The sequence below is a fragment of the Neobacillus sp. plas4 genome, assembly GCF_057221695.1.
This window is the reverse complement of sequence record NZ_CM170152.1, coordinates 1,886,862-1,904,768: the sequence shown is the minus strand read 5'-3', so window position 1 is coordinate 1,904,768 and position 17,907 is coordinate 1,886,862. Positions and strand designations below refer to the sequence as shown.

The following is a 17,907-nucleotide window of genomic DNA, read 5'->3' as shown; positions in this document are numbered from 1 at the left end:
TACTATTTTTACTTAAATAAGCTGCCTTGCTCACCTGAAACTTTAATATCTCCGGATTTGATCTTATCAAATGCTTCTTTTGCCTTAGCAACTGCTTCATCACTCAAGTTTGGATTTTCTTCTGGCAATCCAATACCGTCATTTTTCGCATCATACGTTAATGTCTCGCCGCCAGGAAAATTACCGTCTAATTCACGTTTAATGATGTCAAACGTTACAACGTCTAATTTCTTCATTGCGGAAGTTAAGATTGCAGATTTTTCACCTTCATAAATTCCATCCGCATATTGGTCAGAGTCAACACCAACGATCCAAATGTCGTCTCCAGCTTTCTTACGAGTTTTTGCTTCATTGATTGCTCCTACACCAACACCGCCAGCTGCTGCGAAGATAACATCTACACCACGGTCATACATTTGAGCTGCAATTTGTCCACCTGCAGCTACATTATCAAATGATCCTTGGTAAACTACGTTCTCAGCTTTAAGTGTAATATTTGTACCTAGGTTTTCGTTCGCGTATTTTAGTCCTTGTTGGAAGCCCCAGTTAAACTTTTGAACTGCAGGAATTTCCATACCGCCAATAAAGCCAGCTTCGCCTTCTTTTACTTCAACGGCAGTAGCTACACCAGCGATGAAACCTGATTCATGTTCTGAGAAGAAAACCGCAACTGTGTTATCCTTAACAACTGGTTTAAAATCACCAGAATGTGGATTACCATCAAGAATGACAAATTTTGCATCTTTATATTTATCTTGTGCGTGGAATATGGCAGTTTCGAATTTGAAACCAGGTGCTACGATAAATTTATAACCAGCATCATATAAGTTGCCCATTTCTTTTAGGTATTCAGCCTCTGTAGTACCAGCTGGCTTAAGATATTTTTCTTGGATTCCAAGTTCTTCTTTTGCTTGAAGAATCCCTTCCCAAGTACCTTGGTTAAAAGATTTATCATCAATTGTACCAGCATCTGTAACCATACCAATTTTAACTGCTTCTTTACCGTTATCCTTACCACCGGTATCTTTGTCACCGCCGCCACAAGCTCCTAGAATTGTGCCTGCAGCTAAAATAAATGACATAGCCAAGCCAAATTTACGTTTTTTCAAGACCTTTGACCCCCTATATATTGTTTGATTTAGTAGGAACTTTCAAAAAGCAGTGATTACGTTTTCATACCTGCAAAATAATTAAAATCTTTTTCGCAATACCCGAAAACTAAATTTATCTGCTTTAAAGTAGTTTACCGAGAAAAGGACAGGTTCATCCATTTCATCGAAATGCATTTGTTTCAAAACAAGCAAAGCTGTTTCTGGCTCGCATTCTAAAATTGGGGAAATTTTCTCATGATAACCAATTGGTTCAATCTGAGCAACCGCGTATGTAATTTTTCGGTTCGCCTCATCTTCCAAAATGGAAAAAATTGATTCCTCTCCATGGGAAAATGTTTCTGGCAAGATTCTTTGAGGTACCTTATCGATACAGTACACAACAGGCTCCCCGTTTGCAGTTCTAACCCGCTCCATGATTACAATTTCTTCATTTGTAGAACATGAGAAACGCCGAATATCCTCTTCTGTGGCCCCAACTGTTGATGAACTTAAAAAGATGGTGCCTGGTTTCATCCCTGCTTGAAGTATCATGTCTGTGACACTATTAAGTTGTTCAATCCCTGAGGTAAACAGTGGTTTTGCATTAACAAACGTGCCAACTCCATGGCGGCGAATGATGACATTTTCTTCCTCAAGTATTCGCAATGCTTCTCGAAGTGTGGCTCTGCTTACGCCAAGATGTTTGGCAAGATCGAATTCAGAAGGTAACTTTTCCTTTTCTTTATATACCCCTTGATCGATATCTTGCTTTAACCGATCGATTACTTGTAAATATAAATGTCGGTTATCTAGCTTTATAGACATGCAGGTACCTCCAGCTCTTTCATAAGACATCAGACATCTGATGTATAATCATTCCTACTAATCGAAGTTAATATACCACTTTTTCAGGCTAATGGAAATAGTATTTCAATATTTTGTCGAAAAAAGAAATTTTGTCGAAAAACTTTTGCAGTAATAAGTCTTTTTCCCTTTAAAATCAGCTAAATTTTATTATTCCCTATAATAGTTAGGTGTATTTATCAAAAAAAAAGAGCCAAATGGCTCAAAATTTAGTTAACTTCTTCATTTGTTTTGGATTGTAATACTGTTCTAGGTTTGCTGCCTTCATAAGCTCCTACAATTCCACGCGCTTCCATTTCATCAATTAAACGTGCTGCTCTAGTATAACCAATTCTAAATCGTCTTTGCAGCATAGATACAGAAGCTGTTTGCATTTCTATCACTAAATCAACCGCGTCTGAGTATAGTTCATCATCTACTTCACCAACTGCTTCAGGGGTATCATCCGGAATCATCTCATCTTGATATTGGGCCTTTTGTTGTCCAATTACAAAATTTACGGTTTCTTCTACTTCATTGTCAGATAAAAATGCTCCCTGGACCCGAACAGGCTTAGATGACCCAACAGGTAGAAATAGCATATCTCCTCTGCCCAACAGTTTTTCCGCACCACCCATATCCAAAATCGTCCTTGAGTCTGTAGCACTTGAAACTGCAAAGGCTATTCTGGAAGGAATATTGGCCTTTATAACTCCGGTGATAACATCCACAGATGGACGTTGAGTAGCTATAATTAAGTGAATTCCTGCAGCTCGAGCCATTTGTGCAAGTCTAGTAATCGAATCCTCCACATCAGAAGAAGCTACCATCATTAAATCTGCAAGTTCATCTACTATAACGACAATATAGGGTAAAAGTGGCTGCTTGTCATTTTCTTCCAAGTTATGTCTTTTAATTTGTTCGTTATACCCTTCAATATTACGGGTCCCGGTATGAGAGAATAAGTCATAACGTCTCTCCATTTCACTAACAACCTTTTTTAGCGCCTGAGATGCTTTTTTTGGTTCGGTAACTACCGGTGCTAATAAGTGAGGGACACCATTATAGACATTTAACTCGACCATTTTCGGGTCAATCATCATTAATTTTACTTCATGAGGTTTTGCCCTCATTAAGATACTCGTAATAATACCATTAATACAAACACTTTTTCCGCTTCCTGTTGATCCAGCTACAAGCAGGTGGGGCATTTTATTTAATTCTGCTACCACGGCCTCACCGGTAATATCTCTGCCAAGACCAATTAAAAGCTTTGCTTCAGGTTTATTATTCTGGGTTGCTTCTAGTACCTCTCGTAAGGAAACAACCGCTACTTCAGAATTAGGCACTTCAATTCCAATGGCAGACTTTCCAGGAATAGGGGCCTCAATCCGTATATCTTTAGCAGCAAGTGCCAATGCCAAGTCATCACTTAGACTGACAATTTTACTTACCTTAACCCCTACATCTGGATGAACCTCGTATTTGGTAACAGCTGGTCCAAGATGCACTTGGGTTACACGAGCCTTTACACCAAAACTCTGGAAGGTCCTTTCTAGTTTAGCCGCATTAGCATGTATGAGTTCATACTCACCACTCTGGTCGGTTTTCTTTGGCATCCTAAGGAGTCTTAACGGTGGTAGTTCATAAGCATCATTTTCTACTTCCGTAAACGTAATTGGCGGAGTGGAGTCCTCTTCCTCTATTGATTGATCATTTGCTTTATTTTTAGAATCCTCTTTTCTTCGTTTCGCTTTTGGTGGTTCTTCTTCGGGATATACACGATCGGCAAAACTTGAAATAAGAGGTTCTGGAGTTATTAATTCATCTTGAGTACCTGGTATGGGTGTAATGATTTCTGGTTGAACGGATGCTGACGCAGCACGGTTTTCTCGTTCGCGTTGTCGCTGCACACGTTTTTCTTCCTTTTTTTCCTGTTTCTTCTGTTTCCATTCTTCCATATCTAATTGAAAGGCACTCCATTGTCCCTTTGAAAATTCAATTATCGTAATTCCTACTTTTGCAACAAATTCTCCGAACGATTTTCCTGTAAGTAAAATAAATCCAATGAGGATAAAGATAAAAGCAATAATCTTCGTTCCCGTTTCTGCAAATAGATAATGAAACATTGCAAACAGAACAGCACCTATCATTCCACCGCCAAGATCAATAGTACTTGTTTCCCCTTTGACTTCCATTATGAAAATTTCCCATGTATTGCTTATCACACTAGGATTATTAAAGTTCCCATCATTCGTTAGTAAATGAAATAGGGTTACGTGGCTTAAAAGAAGAATGGCAGAAACAATAAAATATGAACCCGTTAATTTAATATGAAAGAAAAAGGGTATAGTTCGTTTCCACATTAAATATACACTCAATATAACTAGGCCTATTAAGCTTAGCATATACCATTCGCCCATCCAGAAGCGGAAAAATAATACTAACGCTTCACCCACTGCTCCCAATTTCGCTATAGCAATAATCGCAAGTGCTAATAGGATCAGTGCTGATAATTCGAATTTAAGTGTTTCTTTTAAATGATTATCCCTTTTCTTTGTTGACCTTCTCTTTCTTTTAGCCATTTAATCACCTGTCTATATAAATGTAGTACTAGCATTATCAACCTTATGCATTATCAAACTTAGATTTTAATTTCGTATAAAAATAATCCACAAAAGGAAGAAAGCAGCCTGAATGGCTGCTTATGCTTGGTATTCTGATTATACCATAATATCCTAAAAGTTTGCGGACAATCCTTGAATGCTTGCACAAGAAATTTTAGCACCAGGACATAATCGTTCGTCAAGATAATGCTGCGGATCACTGCTTAATACACGAACAACTTGTACATTTTGTGAGTCAATTTGTTCAACAATTAACGATACCCCTTGATAGGTTACTGTTTGCTGTTTCGTTAAGGATTCTGCCTCAGTAGGAAAGATTAATTCCTGCGGCATCATGGTATAGAGAATCATTGAATCAACCCCTCGTTTGACACTTTTGACTGATCAATCAATTCGTTGAGTTTCTTCATTGCTTGACCCAGCCCGCCAACCTCATCGATCAATCCATATTCCACTGCATCTGGACCTACGACATTTGTTCCAATGTCACGAGTAAGATTTCCTTTAGCAAACATTAAGTCTTTAAATTTTTCTTCAGGTATTTTCGAGTGCTTGGTTACAAAGTTAACTACTCGATCCTGCATCTTATCTAAATATTCAAAGGTTGCCGGCACACCAATTACTAGACCAGTTAAACGTATTGGATGGATGGTCATTGTGGCTGTTTCGGCAATAAAAGAATAGTCACATGAGACCGCTATTGGGACCCCAATTGAATGCCCGCCGCCTAAGACAATTGAAACAGTAGGTTTTGATAACGTCGCCAGCATCTCTGAAATCGCTAGTCCTGCCTCCACATCTCCGCCAACTGTGTTTAATATAATGAGGACTCCTTCAATTTTCGGGTTTTGCTCAATTGCGACTAATTGAGGTATCAAGTGTTCATATTTTGTCGTTTTATTTTGTGGAGGCAGAGCTAAATGACCCTCAATTTGTCCAATAATCGTCAAACAATGAATTTTCGAATCGGAGGATAGCTGCGGAACATTTGTTTGTCCGAGCTGCTGGATTTTTTCCATTAAAGAAGATGGCTTATCCTCTTTCTGAGGTTCTTGCCCTTCTTGATTTTCCGATTCGCCTTTTTGTAGCTCCTTATTCATCATAAGTCTCCCTTCACGCATGATAACGTTAGTATTGACCTATGAAACAATTTCATTCTTTGAAAGGTGGAATTATCAAAAGTTATAAGAAAAAGACATTGGGTCTCCCCAATGCCTGTGTGAAAGTTATCTTATACTTCCATAATTATTGGAAGTATCATCGGTCTTCTTTTTGTTTTTTCAAACAAATACCTGTTTAGTCCATCTCTAATATCCTGCTTTAAGCTTGCCCATTCAAAAGCTTCCTTAGAAATGTTCTTTTGCACGATTTCCAAAACCAATTTTGTAGAATCATCCATTAATTTTTCCGACTCACGAACATAGACAAAACCACGTGAGATAATTTCAGGCCCTGCTGCTATCCTTTTATCCTGGCGAGTTAAGGTAACCACTACGATTAAAATACCATCTTGAGATAAGAGTCTTCGATCTCGTAATACAATATTTCCGACGTCTCCAACACCAATGCCATCAATTAAAACGTTTCCGGAAGGAACTTTACCCGAGATATTTAACCTTCCATCCTTAAATTCTACTACATCTCCGCGGTCAGCAATGATAATATTTTCATCACTTATTCCACAATCAAGTGCTAGTTTACGATGTGCCTTCAACATACGATACTCCCCATGAACAGGAATAAAGTATTGAGGTTTCATTAAGTTAATCATAAATTTTAATTCTTCTTGGCTGCCGTGACTAGAAACATGTATGGTCCTTTTTCCTGAAATTACATTTGCTCCGGCTCTTAACAGCATATCAACTGTTCTTGATATTAATAATTCACTTCCCCTTAGTGGCGATGCGGCGATTAATACTGTATCACCTTGCTGAATATTAATATGCTTCGCTGTTTGCTTTGCCATTTTTTGTAGTGCCTCAATCGGCTCTCCTTGACTTCCTGTCATTAAAACTAGAATTTCCTTATTTTCATAGTTATTGATTTCACTAAGAGGGATTATAAGATCTTCTTCTACCTCTAGGTAGCCTAAGTCTAGGGCAATATGATAAATTCTTTCTAGACTTTTTCCAACTACAGCTACTTTACGTCCATGATCCCTTGCAGCATTAAAGATATGCTGAATCCTGTTAATATCAGAGGCGAAGCAGGCAGCAATCATTCTCCCTCTAGTATTGTATAATGCTGTAGATAATTCACGTTCAACAATTGCCTCGGATATAGTGTAACCAGGTTTTTCGGCTTCTGTACTGTCCGATAGTAAACACAATACACCTTTATCCCCAATTGCAGCCATTTTCCCAATATCAGGCTTATACAGCTTTGTTGCTGCCTGATCGAACTTGAAATCACCCGTATAAACAATGATACCTTCTGAAGTATGTATACAAACACCTACAGAATCTGGAATACTGTGATTTGTTCTGAAAAAGCTGACTTCAATAGAATCCATTTGAACAATTGTATCGGATGTCACTTCAATAAAATTTGTCTTCCCGCTATAATCCTGCTCCTTTAGCTTTGCGTTGGCAAGCGCTAAGGTTAGTCTTGTTCCGTAAACAGGAACATCCATTTGGCGGAGAAGATAAGAAAGAGCACCAATATGATCTTCATGACCATGTGTGAGGAAAACCGCCTTTACTCTCTCTTTGTTTTCAGTTAAATAACTAATGTCTGGAATAACGATATCAATACCGAGCATTTCATCCTCGGGGAACATTAACCCGGCATCAATAATAAAGATATCCTTGTCCACCTCGACTAGGTACATGTTTTTCCCGATTTCTCCAATACCACCAAGCGAGATGATCTTAATGGAACTATTTTTTCTATTTATCAATTTCCGTTTCCTCCTATGTTGATTGTCTATCTCAAGCGGCCTTCACTAGAGGTCTTCGACATTTCAATATTGCCCGATCGAAATCAGTTATGACTATTATACTTGATATCTGAAAACCTTTACAACCATTTTCCAAAAGGAGGATCATACATCAAAGAGAAGTATGGTACCGGAATGCAAAATAAAAATGCCAATCAATTTAATTTGATTGGCATTTTTATTATTAATTCAATAACTTAATTAAAGTAGACCGCTCCAGTTCAGTTAATGGAACAAGAGGTAGTCTTACTGACCCTACATCGAGCCCTTTAATCTGTAGTGCTGTTTTAACGGGTCCAGGGCTTGGAGCTGCAAATAATCCCAGCATAAGCGGAAGAAGCTTTTGGTGCAGCTTAGCTGTTTTTTCGTTATCTCCATTTAAATAAGCTCTGACCATTTCTTGCATTTCTTTTCCAACCACATGTGAAGCTACAGAGACAACGCCTGCTCCTCCGATGGATAGTACAGGAACAGTTAAAGCGTCATCACCGCTATAGAGATCGAAGTCACTATCCGTATTGGCAATAATACGAGTCATAGCATTCAAGTCCCCGCTTGCTTCTTTAACAGCTACAATATTTGAAACTTTTGATAACCGAATAATTGTATCAGGGTGAATATTTACTGCCGACCTGCCTGGAATATTATAAACCATCACTGGCAAAGAAGTGGCTTCAGCAACAGTCTTAAAGTGTTGATAAAGGCCTTCTTGATTTGGTTTATTATAATAAGGACCTACTAGCATAATCGCATCTACACCAAGCTGCTCTGCTTTTTTAGTCAGCTCTACCGTTGCATAGGTATTATTACCGCCTGTGCCGGCAATTACAGGAATTCTTTTTCCCACTACCTTCACGACATGATTAAATAATGCCAATTTTTCTTCCTTTGTCAGTGTTGGCGATTCACCAGTTGTCCCCGCAACTACAAGGGATTCCGTTCCATTATCGATGAGATAATTTACTAATTGAGTAGTCTTAGAAAAATCTATATGTCCTTTTTTATCAAAAGGGGTAACCATGGCAGTTGAAACCCGTCCAAAATGAACCATTTTACTACTCCTTTCAATTACGAATATCAATAAGACAATGGCAATTTGAGTTCAAACGCCATTATCAAATAACATTATTAGATATCAGTAATCTTTGTTTCAAGTGTTTCTTCTTCAAGATGAAAGGTGTCATGCAATGCATTCACTGATTTAACCAAGTCGTCTTGCTTCACAAGTACCCAAATCGTTGTATGGCTGTCAGCAGATTGTAAGATACGAACCCCATTCTCGGAAAGAGCAGTAACGATTCTAGAAGTAACACCAGGAACCCCAGCAATACCGGCTCCAACTACTGATACCTTTGCACAGTGACGCTCTACTACAGGTTCATGCCCTAATTCTTGCAGAACCTCAATGGCTCTTTTAGTCATTTCTTCTGTCACCGTATAAACAACGCTATTAGGTGATATGTTGATGAAATCCACACTGATTTTTTCATTCGCCATTGCTTTAAATACTTCAGATTGAAGATAGTACTGGTCTTTCTTTGCAAATACTTTGATTTGAGTCACATTCGAAACATGGGCGATTCCAGTAACCATTCTATCTTTGATATCACTGCCTCGTGATCCTTTCGAGATGGATGTAACCAATGTACCCAAATTATCAGAATAGGTTGATCGAATGCGAATCGGAACCTTAGCCTGCATAGCGATCTCTACTGCCCTTGGATGAATAACCTTGGCACCTTGATAGGCCATGTTACATAGCTCTGTATAAGTTACAACAGAAAGCCGTCTAGCATTTTCTGCAATTCTTGGATCTGCTGTCATGATTCCTTCCACGTCGGTAAATATATCTATCCATTCTGCATTTATAGCCGCACCTAAAGCAGCAGCAGAAGTATCACTGCCACCTCGTCCAATTGTGGTGATGTCACCGTTCTTGGCCGCGCCTTGAAATCCAGCAACTACCACAACATCATTCTGTTCGAGTTCTCGCAGCAAACGATCACATTTCATATCGATAATTTTTGCTTGTGAATGATCGTTATTGGTTCTAAATCCTGCCTGAGCCCCTGTCAAAGCAATCGCGTTGATGTTATTTTCCTTCAACATATTTGCAAAAACAACACTAGAGATGATTTCACCACAAGATAAAAGCAAGTCATGTTCACGTTTACTAACCTTGCTTTGATTCCCCCCAATTAATGAGAGTAGTGTATCTGTTGCATAAGGCTCACCACTTCGTCCCATTGCAGATACAACCACTACAACCTTATATCCATCTGCTAATGCATTTTCAATATGTTTCCTAGCATGTTTCCTACTAGCTTCATCCCTGACAGAAGTCCCGCCAAATTTTTGAACTATCATTTTCATATGACTTATAAACCTGCCTTTTTTATCAGACCTTTAATTTTTTTCTTTGATTAATCCTAGCTTTATTAAACTTTCTGCTATTTGAACTGAATTCCAGGCAGCACCCTTCAGTAAATTATCAGAAACAACCCACATATGGAAACCACGACTTTCATTTAAATCGTTGCGAATTCGACCTACAAAAACATCATTACTTCCGACGCAATTCGCAGGCATTGGATATAATTGATTTTCTGGATCATCCTGCAAAACTATACCCGGTGCTGTTTTTAAAAGTTCCTTCATTTCATTTGCACTAATTCCATCTGCTTCGATTTCAAAATAAACAGATTCAGAGTGACCAACTGCTACAGGCAATCTTACACAAGTTGCCGCAACTGAAAGCTCAGGCATATGCATAATCTTCTTCGTTTCATTTATCATTTTCATTTCTTCATATGTGTAGCCGTTTTCCGTAAATTTATCAATTTGTGGTATAGCATTAAAAGCAATTTGATAGTGGTTCTTGTCACCTTTTACAGGTAATATTTTTGGCTCTGCCGGCTCACCATTAAGAATCGCTTTTGTTTGATTCTGTAATTCCTCAATCGCAACAGCACCAGCACCAGAAACTGCTTGATAGGTTGAAACGATAACCTTCTTAAGTCCATATTTTTGTCTAACTGGCTCTAACGCAACCACCATTTGGATGGTAGAACAGTTAGGGTTAGCAATAATGCCATTATGCTTAAGCAGGTCACCTTCATTTACCTCAGGTACAACGAGCGGAATATCCTGATCCATTCTAAATGCACTTGTGTTGTCGACTACGATAGCACCGTGCTTTACTGCTTCTGGAGCAAGTTCTTTTGATATATTGCCGCCAGCCGAGAATAAAGCAATATCCACGCCAGCAAAGCTTTCAGGCTTAGCTTCTTGAATCGTATGCTCTACCCCATCAATTGTAACTTTCTTACCAGCTGAACGTGCAGAAGATAATAAGGTCAATTGCCTAATCGGGAATTTTTGTTCAACTAACGTTTGGATCATTTGTTGACCCACCGCTCCTGTAGCACCTACAACAGCAACATGATAACCACTAATTTGATTCATTTTCTAGTACTCCCTTCAATCTTGCATCTATTTATTGGTCTTTTCTGTTTCAATAGTATAAGAATCAGAAATAGTTAAAATAAATTCTCATCAGCGAGATCATAGGTCCCACTGATGATTGAATTATAAATATATTAACATATTCCTTGAAAGAAAAAACCATATTTAATGAAAGGAGTTTGAATTAGTCTATATCCTTGTATCTTTCTACTAGAACTGGTTGAATTTGCCTGCCAGAAAGAGCAGCCTCAACGGTTTCCATTAACATCGGCATTCTTGCCACCATCGAATTAGGCTTTTTGATAGGGTCATCCTGGCCATACGGTATAAAATAAATATTTTTTGTTGCCATTAATCTCATTAAGTTAACTCCATTTAATCCCAAAGCATCATTTGTAGAAATTCCGAGTACCACCGGTTTTAAATTTCTCAATGTGGCTTTTGCAGCCATTAATACAGGACTATCATTCATGGCGTTTGCAAATTTACTCATTGAAACACCTGTCATTGGGGCAATAACCATACAATCTAAAGGAATTGTAGGACCTAATGGCTCAGCCTTAACAATTGAGTCTATGACTCTGTTTCCTGTTAAATCCTCTATCCTTTGAATCCAATCCTCACCTTTTCCAAAACGTGTTTCTGTATTTTTTACCGTAAATGTAACGACCGGTAAAACCTCGGCACCTGCTAGAACTAACTTCTCGATCTCCGGAAATACAGCATCATACGTACAATGTGAACCTGTTAACCCAAAGCCTATCTTTTTCCCTTTTAAACTCATTTGATTTTCCCCTTTCGCTTGACTGAATCATCTTGAAGCAATTGGGCCAGAACATTAGCTAGTATTTGACCAGCTGTTTTTGGCGCGACTATTCCAGGTAATCCTGGTGCAAGCAGAGCTTTTATGCCCCTTTTTTCTGCATATCTAAAATCAGTTCCACCTGGTTTGGATGCCAGGTCAATGATCAGCGTATGAGCGGGCATTTTGGAAATAACGGAAGCACTCACAATTAAGAGAGGGATCGTGTTAATTAAAATATCTGTATCTTTAACCTCTTTATCTAATTCGTTTAAATGAAAAGGGGTTAAACCCATTTCGGTGATTCTAGCAAGGTGTTCACTTTTTCTTGCACCCACTTTTACTTTTGCTCCAAGTGCATGGAAGGTTCGTGCTACACTCATCCCCACTCTTCCTAGTCCTAATACAGCAATATTTGAACCATGAATTGTAAAATCTGTATGCTGGATAGCCATCATAATAGTTCCTTCCACCGTTGGAATGGAGTTGTAAATGGCCACATCATCTCTTTCAAAAAGCTGAACCAGTTGACGATTTGCTTCCTTCGTAATATCGTTTAAAAAAGCATTACTAATTCCTGAGTAAATGGTACAATGATCAGGTGTTTTCAAAAGCATTTCGGCTGTTAAAGTAACCTTTTCATTGGAAAAGATTGTTTCAACATGCCCCTCTAAATTTGTACCGGGTACCGGTAAGATAATGGCATCCATATTTGTAAAATCGACTTCATCCAACTTTTCCTTCACAGCGCCAGTGAACGCGTGGTCAAGCTGCTCGAAGCCTATTAATGATAACCTTGCATCTAACTCGGTTAACTTCCGGATAATTTCCAGCTGTCTTGCATCTCCACCGATCACGGCTATCTGCATCCCTGTCAGCATGAAATCATTCACCTTCTTTTCAAAAAATCCACACAGAAGTCTTTTTCTTCTTTTACTTCAACATATTATGTAAGAGAGGTTCAATCTGTGAGTTTTCCATCAACAGATAAATAAAAAAGCCCAAACAAATTTAATTTGCTTGGGCTTTTAAGTTTTGTTAACCATATGAAATTTACTCTTCTTCTTGTACATCAATAATAATCATATCAGATCCTATTTTCTTAATATGCTGCCAGGGCACTCTAATTTCTCCACCCTGCTTTCTAAATCCAAACCATTTTAAAGAAGATGGGATCAATAATGCCTGAATTTGTCCTGTGCTTTCATTGATTTCAAGGTCTGTTTGTCCAAGAACTCCTAACCGCTCTGCCTTTTTTACATCTACAATTTCTTTACCACTTAGTTCACTTAACCTCATTGTATAGAACTCCTCTCATAACATTCTTTACTATATGTTTATCGATGGAAGTCCTAATTTAGACTAAGAAAAGCGAAAGCGCCTTGAACAGGGGCTCGCTAGACAATATAAGAAAAAACAGTTCACATTGAACTGTTTTCATCTGTTACCCTAAATTTTTTGGCAATTCTCCGTCAGGACTAATCAAGGATACTGAGTACTTGTCTGTAAACACAGAATTTGCCATACCATCCACACTTTGTTTTGTTACTTGATCAATTTGTTCAATAATCTCATCAAGAGAACGATGACGTTTTAAGAGTAGTTCATTTTTTCCATTCCGGCTCATCCGGCTATTGGTGCTCTCCAAACTTAACATTAAACTTCCTTTTAATTGTTCTTTACTATTGACTAATTCCTTTTCTGTAATACCATCTTGTTTTAATTTTCCAAGCGTTTCCTGAATTGTTTCAAATAATACATTCAGCTGCTTAGCTCCTGTCCCGCCATAAACGGTCACAACACCGTTATCCTGATATGCCGAATGATAAGAAAAAACAGAATAAGCTAAACCGCGCTGCTCACGGACTTCTTGAAAAAGCCTGCTGCTCATACTGCCGCCTAAAATATTATTTAAAATAATTAAGCTGTAGACATCTTCATGACCAATCTTTAAACCTTCGAAACCAATACACAGATGTGCTTGTTCCGTTTCTTTTTTACGGGATAATCGATTGGAATGGAAGGTAGGAATATTTTCGGTAATGGCACTGTTTCCACCTTCATACGATCCAAAATATTTCTCAACTTCCCTAATAAAATTATCAGAAACGTTACCAGCTATCGAAATCACAACATTTTCAGGTGTGTAATGATTGTGAATATATTCTTTTAAAGTATTGCTTGTAAACGTATTCAGTGTTTCTTCAGTTCCTAATATAGGGTACCCGAGAGGATGATTTTCATAAATAGCACGGCTGAGTAAATCATGAACAATATCATCTGGAGTATCATCATACATTTTAATTTCTTCAAGAACGACATTTCTTTCTTTATTTAATTCTTCTTCAACAAAGGTTGAGTTGAAGAACATATCAGCTAATACATCTAAAGCGAATTGTGCATGTGTATCCAGTACTTTGGCATAATAGCATGTGTACTCTTTTGAGGTAAAAGCATTCACTTGGCCGCCAATACTATCAAAGGATTCAGCTATTTCTTTCGCTGATCGTGTCTTCGTTCCTTTGAAGAACATATGCTCTAAAAAGTGTGAAATACCATTTGTTTGGGGATTTTCATTTCTTGAACCTGTACCAATCCATACTCCAATGGCTACAGATCTTACTGTTGGAATATTTTCTAATACAATTCTTACTCCATTTTTGCAAGAATATCTGTTAATCATCAAAATCCTCCTGTCTATAGAAAAGCGGAATTTAGCATAGCTATTTTCCTTTATTATCTGAAAACACCGTCCACTTTATTTCATGATTCTTTCTTCTTTCATTAATTCACTTACAGTACCAATGATTAAACCTTTTTCTTCAATCATTGTAATCAGCCGGTCAAGCGATTGGGCTGTAGATTCTGTTGGGTGCATGAGTACCATAGAACCCTTATCAATTTTTGAGATTACCCGATTTATTAATTGATCCGGTGTAGGTTTCCGCCAATCAATCGTATCTACTGTCCACATGACTGTCTTCATATTTAATTCAGCCGCTATTTTTACCGTCTCATCACGATAACTCCCACTCGGGGGAGCAAACCATTCACTTTTTTTCTCAGTTGCAGCTTTAATTACTTCGTTTGTCCTTATTAGTTGTTCCCTTGTTTGGGAGGCAGCTAACCTTTTCATATCAGGATGTGAATACGAGTGGTTTCCAACCTCATGGCCAGCGCTAACAATCATTTTTGCTAAATCGGGATTATTCTTCACCCAATTTCCTTCTAGGAAAAAACTTGCTGAAACCTGATGTTTTTTAAGGGCAGCTAGGATATCGGGCAAATATTCATTTCCCCATGCTACATTAATGATAAAGCTGACCATTGGCTTATCTGGATGTCCACGGTAAATTGGAGATGGAGGCAAATCATTTAGATGAACAGAGGGTTCAATTTGTTTATATACCAACTTTTTTTCATCAAAAGATCCAGTTTTCTTCATATTATTATAGGAAGCGTCAATATCAACAGTTACCCCATTATAACCTGGGATTGCTTTCCACACTCTATCGATTTTTGCATCGGAAGGTGGTATTTCATATGTAGAAGCATTTTTTACAATACTTTGATACAAAGGATTTTCTTGCTTTCCTACAGCCAGCACGTTATCTTTCAGTGAAGCCACGTATGTACCAACAAGATGATTGTTAACCGAAAACCATGCTGCTAATAAAAAGAAAGCGATTAAACTTAACTTCTTCATTTACCTTCCCCCTTCATACAGAATATATGAATAAAGAGGACAAGGTAGAACTAAAAGCGGAATCACCTTCAGAATAGCACAGATTGTTCCTGCGATGACTATTCGAAGGAGCTTTCCTTAGTGCGGGATAGAATTAACATTGAAAAAGTCAGGGTTACCCCTGACCTTCCTATTGTGCTTGCGAGACAGACTTATTGTTTTTCCGCTGCCTTCTCGGCTTTTTCACGTTGTTCCTTTAATATGGCTTTACGTGACAGGTTAACACGTCCTTGCTTATCAATTTCAGTAACTTTCACTAAAATTTCGTCACCAATTTTAACGACATCCTCCACTTTTCCAACTCGCTCTTCAGCCAATTCAGAAATATGGACAAGTCCATCTTTACCGGCGAAAATTTCCACGAAAGCACCGAACTTCTCAATTCTTTTCACTTTACCAAGGTACATTTGCCCAACTTCAACCTCACGGACAATATCTTCGATAATTTTCTTTGCTTTTTGATTCATTTCTTGATCACTTGAAGCAATGAATACTGTTCCATCTTGTTCGATATCAATCTTAACGCCAGTTTCTTCAATAATTTTATTGATTTGTTTACCACTTGGTCCAATAACATCACGGATTTTGTCTGGGTTAATTTTCATCGTTAAGATTTTTGGAGCAAACTTAGAAAGTTCACTTCTTGGTTCTGAAATGGTTGCAAGCATAGAATCAAGGATATGCATTCTTCCCTTTTTAGCCTGTTGAAGTGCTTCTTCTAAGATCTCACGAGAAAGTCCTTTAATCTTGATATCCATTTGTAAAGCAGTTACTCCCTTAGCAGTTCCTGCCACTTTGAAATCCATATCTCCAAGGTGATCTTCCATTCCCTGAATGTCAGATAATACCGTATAGTGCTCGCCAGATTTAACAAGACCCATTGCAATTCCAGCTACAGGTGCTTTTATTGGAACACCAGCATCCATCATTGCAAGTGTGCTTGCACATATACTTGCTTGAGAAGTAGAACCATTGGATTCAAGTACTTCAGAAACAAGACGAATCGTATACGGGAAATCCTTTTCTGATGGAACAATTGGTTCTAAGGCACGTTCACCAAGAGCACCATGTCCAATCTCACGACGACCTGGTCCACGAATAGGTCCAGTTTCCCCTACACTAAATTGAGGGAAGTTATAATGATGCATGAAACGCTTCTCTTCTTCAATACCAAGACCATCTAATATTTGCACATCTCCCATTGCTCCTAATGTACAAATACTTAAGGCTTGAGTTTGTCCACGAGTAAACAATCCAGAGCCATGGGTACGCGGCAAGATACCTATTTGTGATGAAAGTGGGCGTATCTCATCGATTTTCCGACCATCCGGACGAATCTTCTCAACTGTAATTAATCGGCGAACTTCACCTTTAACAATTTTGTCTAATATTTGTTTTACTTGCTTCAAATCATCGTCTGTTGCCTCATTTTCTTCAAATTTAGCAATGACACGATTTTTCACTTCTTTAATGGCATCTTCACGAGCATGTTTTTCTTGAACTTGAATGGCAGTTACCATATCCGCTTCGCACATTTCTCTTACTTCGGCTTCAAGCTCTTTATCAATTTCGTAAAGAGTTATTTCTCGTTTTGCCTTGCCCGCCTCAGCCATAATCTTTTCTTGGAAGGCAATAAGTCGTTTAATTTCTTCATGTCCAAACATAATAGCTTCCAGCATGACTTCTTCCGAAACTTCATCTGCTCCAGCTTCAACCATATTGATCGCATCTTTGGTTCCTGCAACAGTGAGGTGAATGTCGCTTTGTTCAGCTTGTTCTACTGTTGGATTGATAACAAAATCCTCACCAATTTTACCAACGACTACTCCTGCTATCGGACCTTCGAATGGAATGTCAGATGTACAAAGTGCTAAAGAAGATCCAAACATTGCAGCCATCTCTGACGAGCAGTCTTGATCCACACTCATAACAATACTAATGACTTGGACATCATTACGGAATCCTTCAGCAAAAAGCGGGCGAATTGGGCGGTCAATTAGTCGGCTTGCCAAAATTGCTTTTTCGCTGGGACGACCTTCACGTTTAATAAAACCCCCAGGAATTTTCCCTACTGCATATAATCTTTCTTCATAGTTACATGTTAATGGAAAAAAGTCTAAGTTTTTTGGTTCTTTTGAAGCTGTTGCTGTACTTAAAACTGCTGTATCTCCATAACGGACCATTACCGCTCCATTTGCCTGTTTGGCTAATTGGCCAATTTCAACGGTTAATTTACGGCCAGCCCAATCCATGGAATACTCATGTTTCGTTTGTTCCATTATTTTACCCCTCTCTATCCAAATCACACTAGAGGATATTGCGAAAAGTATCGCTCTAATTCTCTAATATAAAAGCTTTTTTAGCTTATGATATCAATACAAATATACTTATAGTAT

Annotated in this window: 15 protein-coding genes; all 15 read right to left on the bottom strand. The window is 38.3% G+C overall.

The genetic code is table 11. The features are described 5' to 3' along the window. Window positions 1–8 precede the first annotated feature (8 nt). The gene (locus AC2TFD_RS09555) at window positions 9–1,082 is read right to left on the bottom strand and encodes a BMP family lipoprotein (protein ID WP_420489007.1); all 1,074 of its coding nucleotides are present in this window, start codon (window positions 1,080–1,082) and stop codon (window positions 9–11) included. A 108-nt stretch (window positions 1,083–1,190) separates the two neighbouring features. Continuing rightward, the gene (locus AC2TFD_RS09550) at window positions 1,191–1,916 is read right to left on the bottom strand and encodes a GntR family transcriptional regulator (RefSeq protein WP_335509393.1); all 726 of its coding nucleotides are present in this window, start codon (window positions 1,914–1,916) and stop codon (window positions 1,191–1,193) included. Window positions 1,917–2,164: 248 nt separating this feature from the next. After that, complete coding sequence (locus AC2TFD_RS09545; protein ID WP_335509391.1) at window positions 2,165–4,519, bottom strand: FtsK/SpoIIIE family DNA translocase; 2,355 nt, start codon at window positions 4,517–4,519, stop codon at window positions 2,165–2,167. 153 nt (window positions 4,520–4,672) lie between these two features. Next, window positions 4,673–4,912, bottom strand: coding sequence for a YlzJ-like family protein (locus AC2TFD_RS09540; RefSeq protein ID WP_335509389.1), 240 nt, complete (start codon window positions 4,910–4,912; stop codon window positions 4,673–4,675). Further along, window positions 4,909–5,664 (bottom strand): ClpP family protease, encoded by a 756-nt coding sequence (locus tag AC2TFD_RS09535; RefSeq protein ID WP_335509387.1) that lies wholly within the window; start codon window positions 5,662–5,664, stop codon window positions 4,909–4,911. Before AC2TFD_RS09535 ends, AC2TFD_RS09540 begins: the two co-directional genes overlap by 4 nt. 128 nt (window positions 5,665–5,792) lie before the next feature. After that, window positions 5,793–7,460, bottom strand: coding sequence for a ribonuclease J (locus AC2TFD_RS09530; RefSeq protein WP_484675494.1), 1,668 nt, complete (start codon window positions 7,458–7,460; stop codon window positions 5,793–5,795). A gap of 223 nt (window positions 7,461–7,683) precedes the next feature. After that, the gene (dapA, locus tag AC2TFD_RS09525; protein ID WP_484675493.1) at window positions 7,684–8,550 is read right to left on the bottom strand and encodes a 4-hydroxy-tetrahydrodipicolinate synthase; all 867 of its coding nucleotides are present in this window, start codon (window positions 8,548–8,550) and stop codon (window positions 7,684–7,686) included. A gap of 77 nt (window positions 8,551–8,627) precedes the next feature. Beyond that, a complete protein-coding gene (gene dapG, locus AC2TFD_RS09520; RefSeq protein WP_335567451.1) occupies window positions 8,628–9,872 on the bottom strand; it encodes an aspartate kinase in 1,245 nt (414 codons plus the stop codon). Between the two features lie 33 nt (window positions 9,873–9,905). After that, window positions 9,906–10,964: an aspartate-semialdehyde dehydrogenase gene (asd, locus tag AC2TFD_RS09515; protein ID WP_484675492.1), complete on the bottom strand. Its 1,059-nt coding sequence runs from the start codon at window positions 10,962–10,964 to the stop codon at window positions 9,906–9,908. Window positions 10,965–11,148: 184 nt separating this feature from the next. After that, entirely contained in the window at window positions 11,149–11,748 is a 600-nt protein-coding gene (gene dpaB / locus AC2TFD_RS09510; RefSeq protein ID WP_335509378.1) for a dipicolinate synthase subunit B, read from the bottom strand. Next, on the bottom strand, window positions 11,745–12,647 hold the full coding sequence (dpaA, locus tag AC2TFD_RS09505) for a dipicolinic acid synthetase subunit A (RefSeq protein ID WP_484675491.1): 903 nt from the start codon (window positions 12,645–12,647) through the stop codon (window positions 11,745–11,747). Before dpaA ends, dpaB begins: the two co-directional genes overlap by 4 nt. Before the next feature lie 172 nt (window positions 12,648–12,819). After that, window positions 12,820–13,065 (bottom strand): YlmC/YmxH family sporulation protein, encoded by a 246-nt coding sequence (locus tag AC2TFD_RS09500; RefSeq protein ID WP_335509374.1) that lies wholly within the window; start codon window positions 13,063–13,065, stop codon window positions 12,820–12,822. A gap of 145 nt (window positions 13,066–13,210) precedes the next feature. Then, the gene (locus tag AC2TFD_RS09495; protein ID WP_335509372.1) at window positions 13,211–14,449 is read right to left on the bottom strand and encodes a M16 family metallopeptidase; all 1,239 of its coding nucleotides are present in this window, start codon (window positions 14,447–14,449) and stop codon (window positions 13,211–13,213) included. Window positions 14,450–14,524: 75 nt separating this feature from the next. Further along, complete coding sequence (locus AC2TFD_RS09490) at window positions 14,525–15,472, bottom strand: polysaccharide deacetylase family protein (RefSeq protein ID WP_335509370.1); 948 nt, start codon at window positions 15,470–15,472, stop codon at window positions 14,525–14,527. 191 nt (window positions 15,473–15,663) lie between these two features. Then, window positions 15,664–17,790, bottom strand: coding sequence for a polyribonucleotide nucleotidyltransferase (gene pnp, locus AC2TFD_RS09485; protein ID WP_335567453.1), 2,127 nt, complete (start codon window positions 17,788–17,790; stop codon window positions 15,664–15,666). Between the last annotated feature and the right edge of the window lie 117 nt (window positions 17,791–17,907).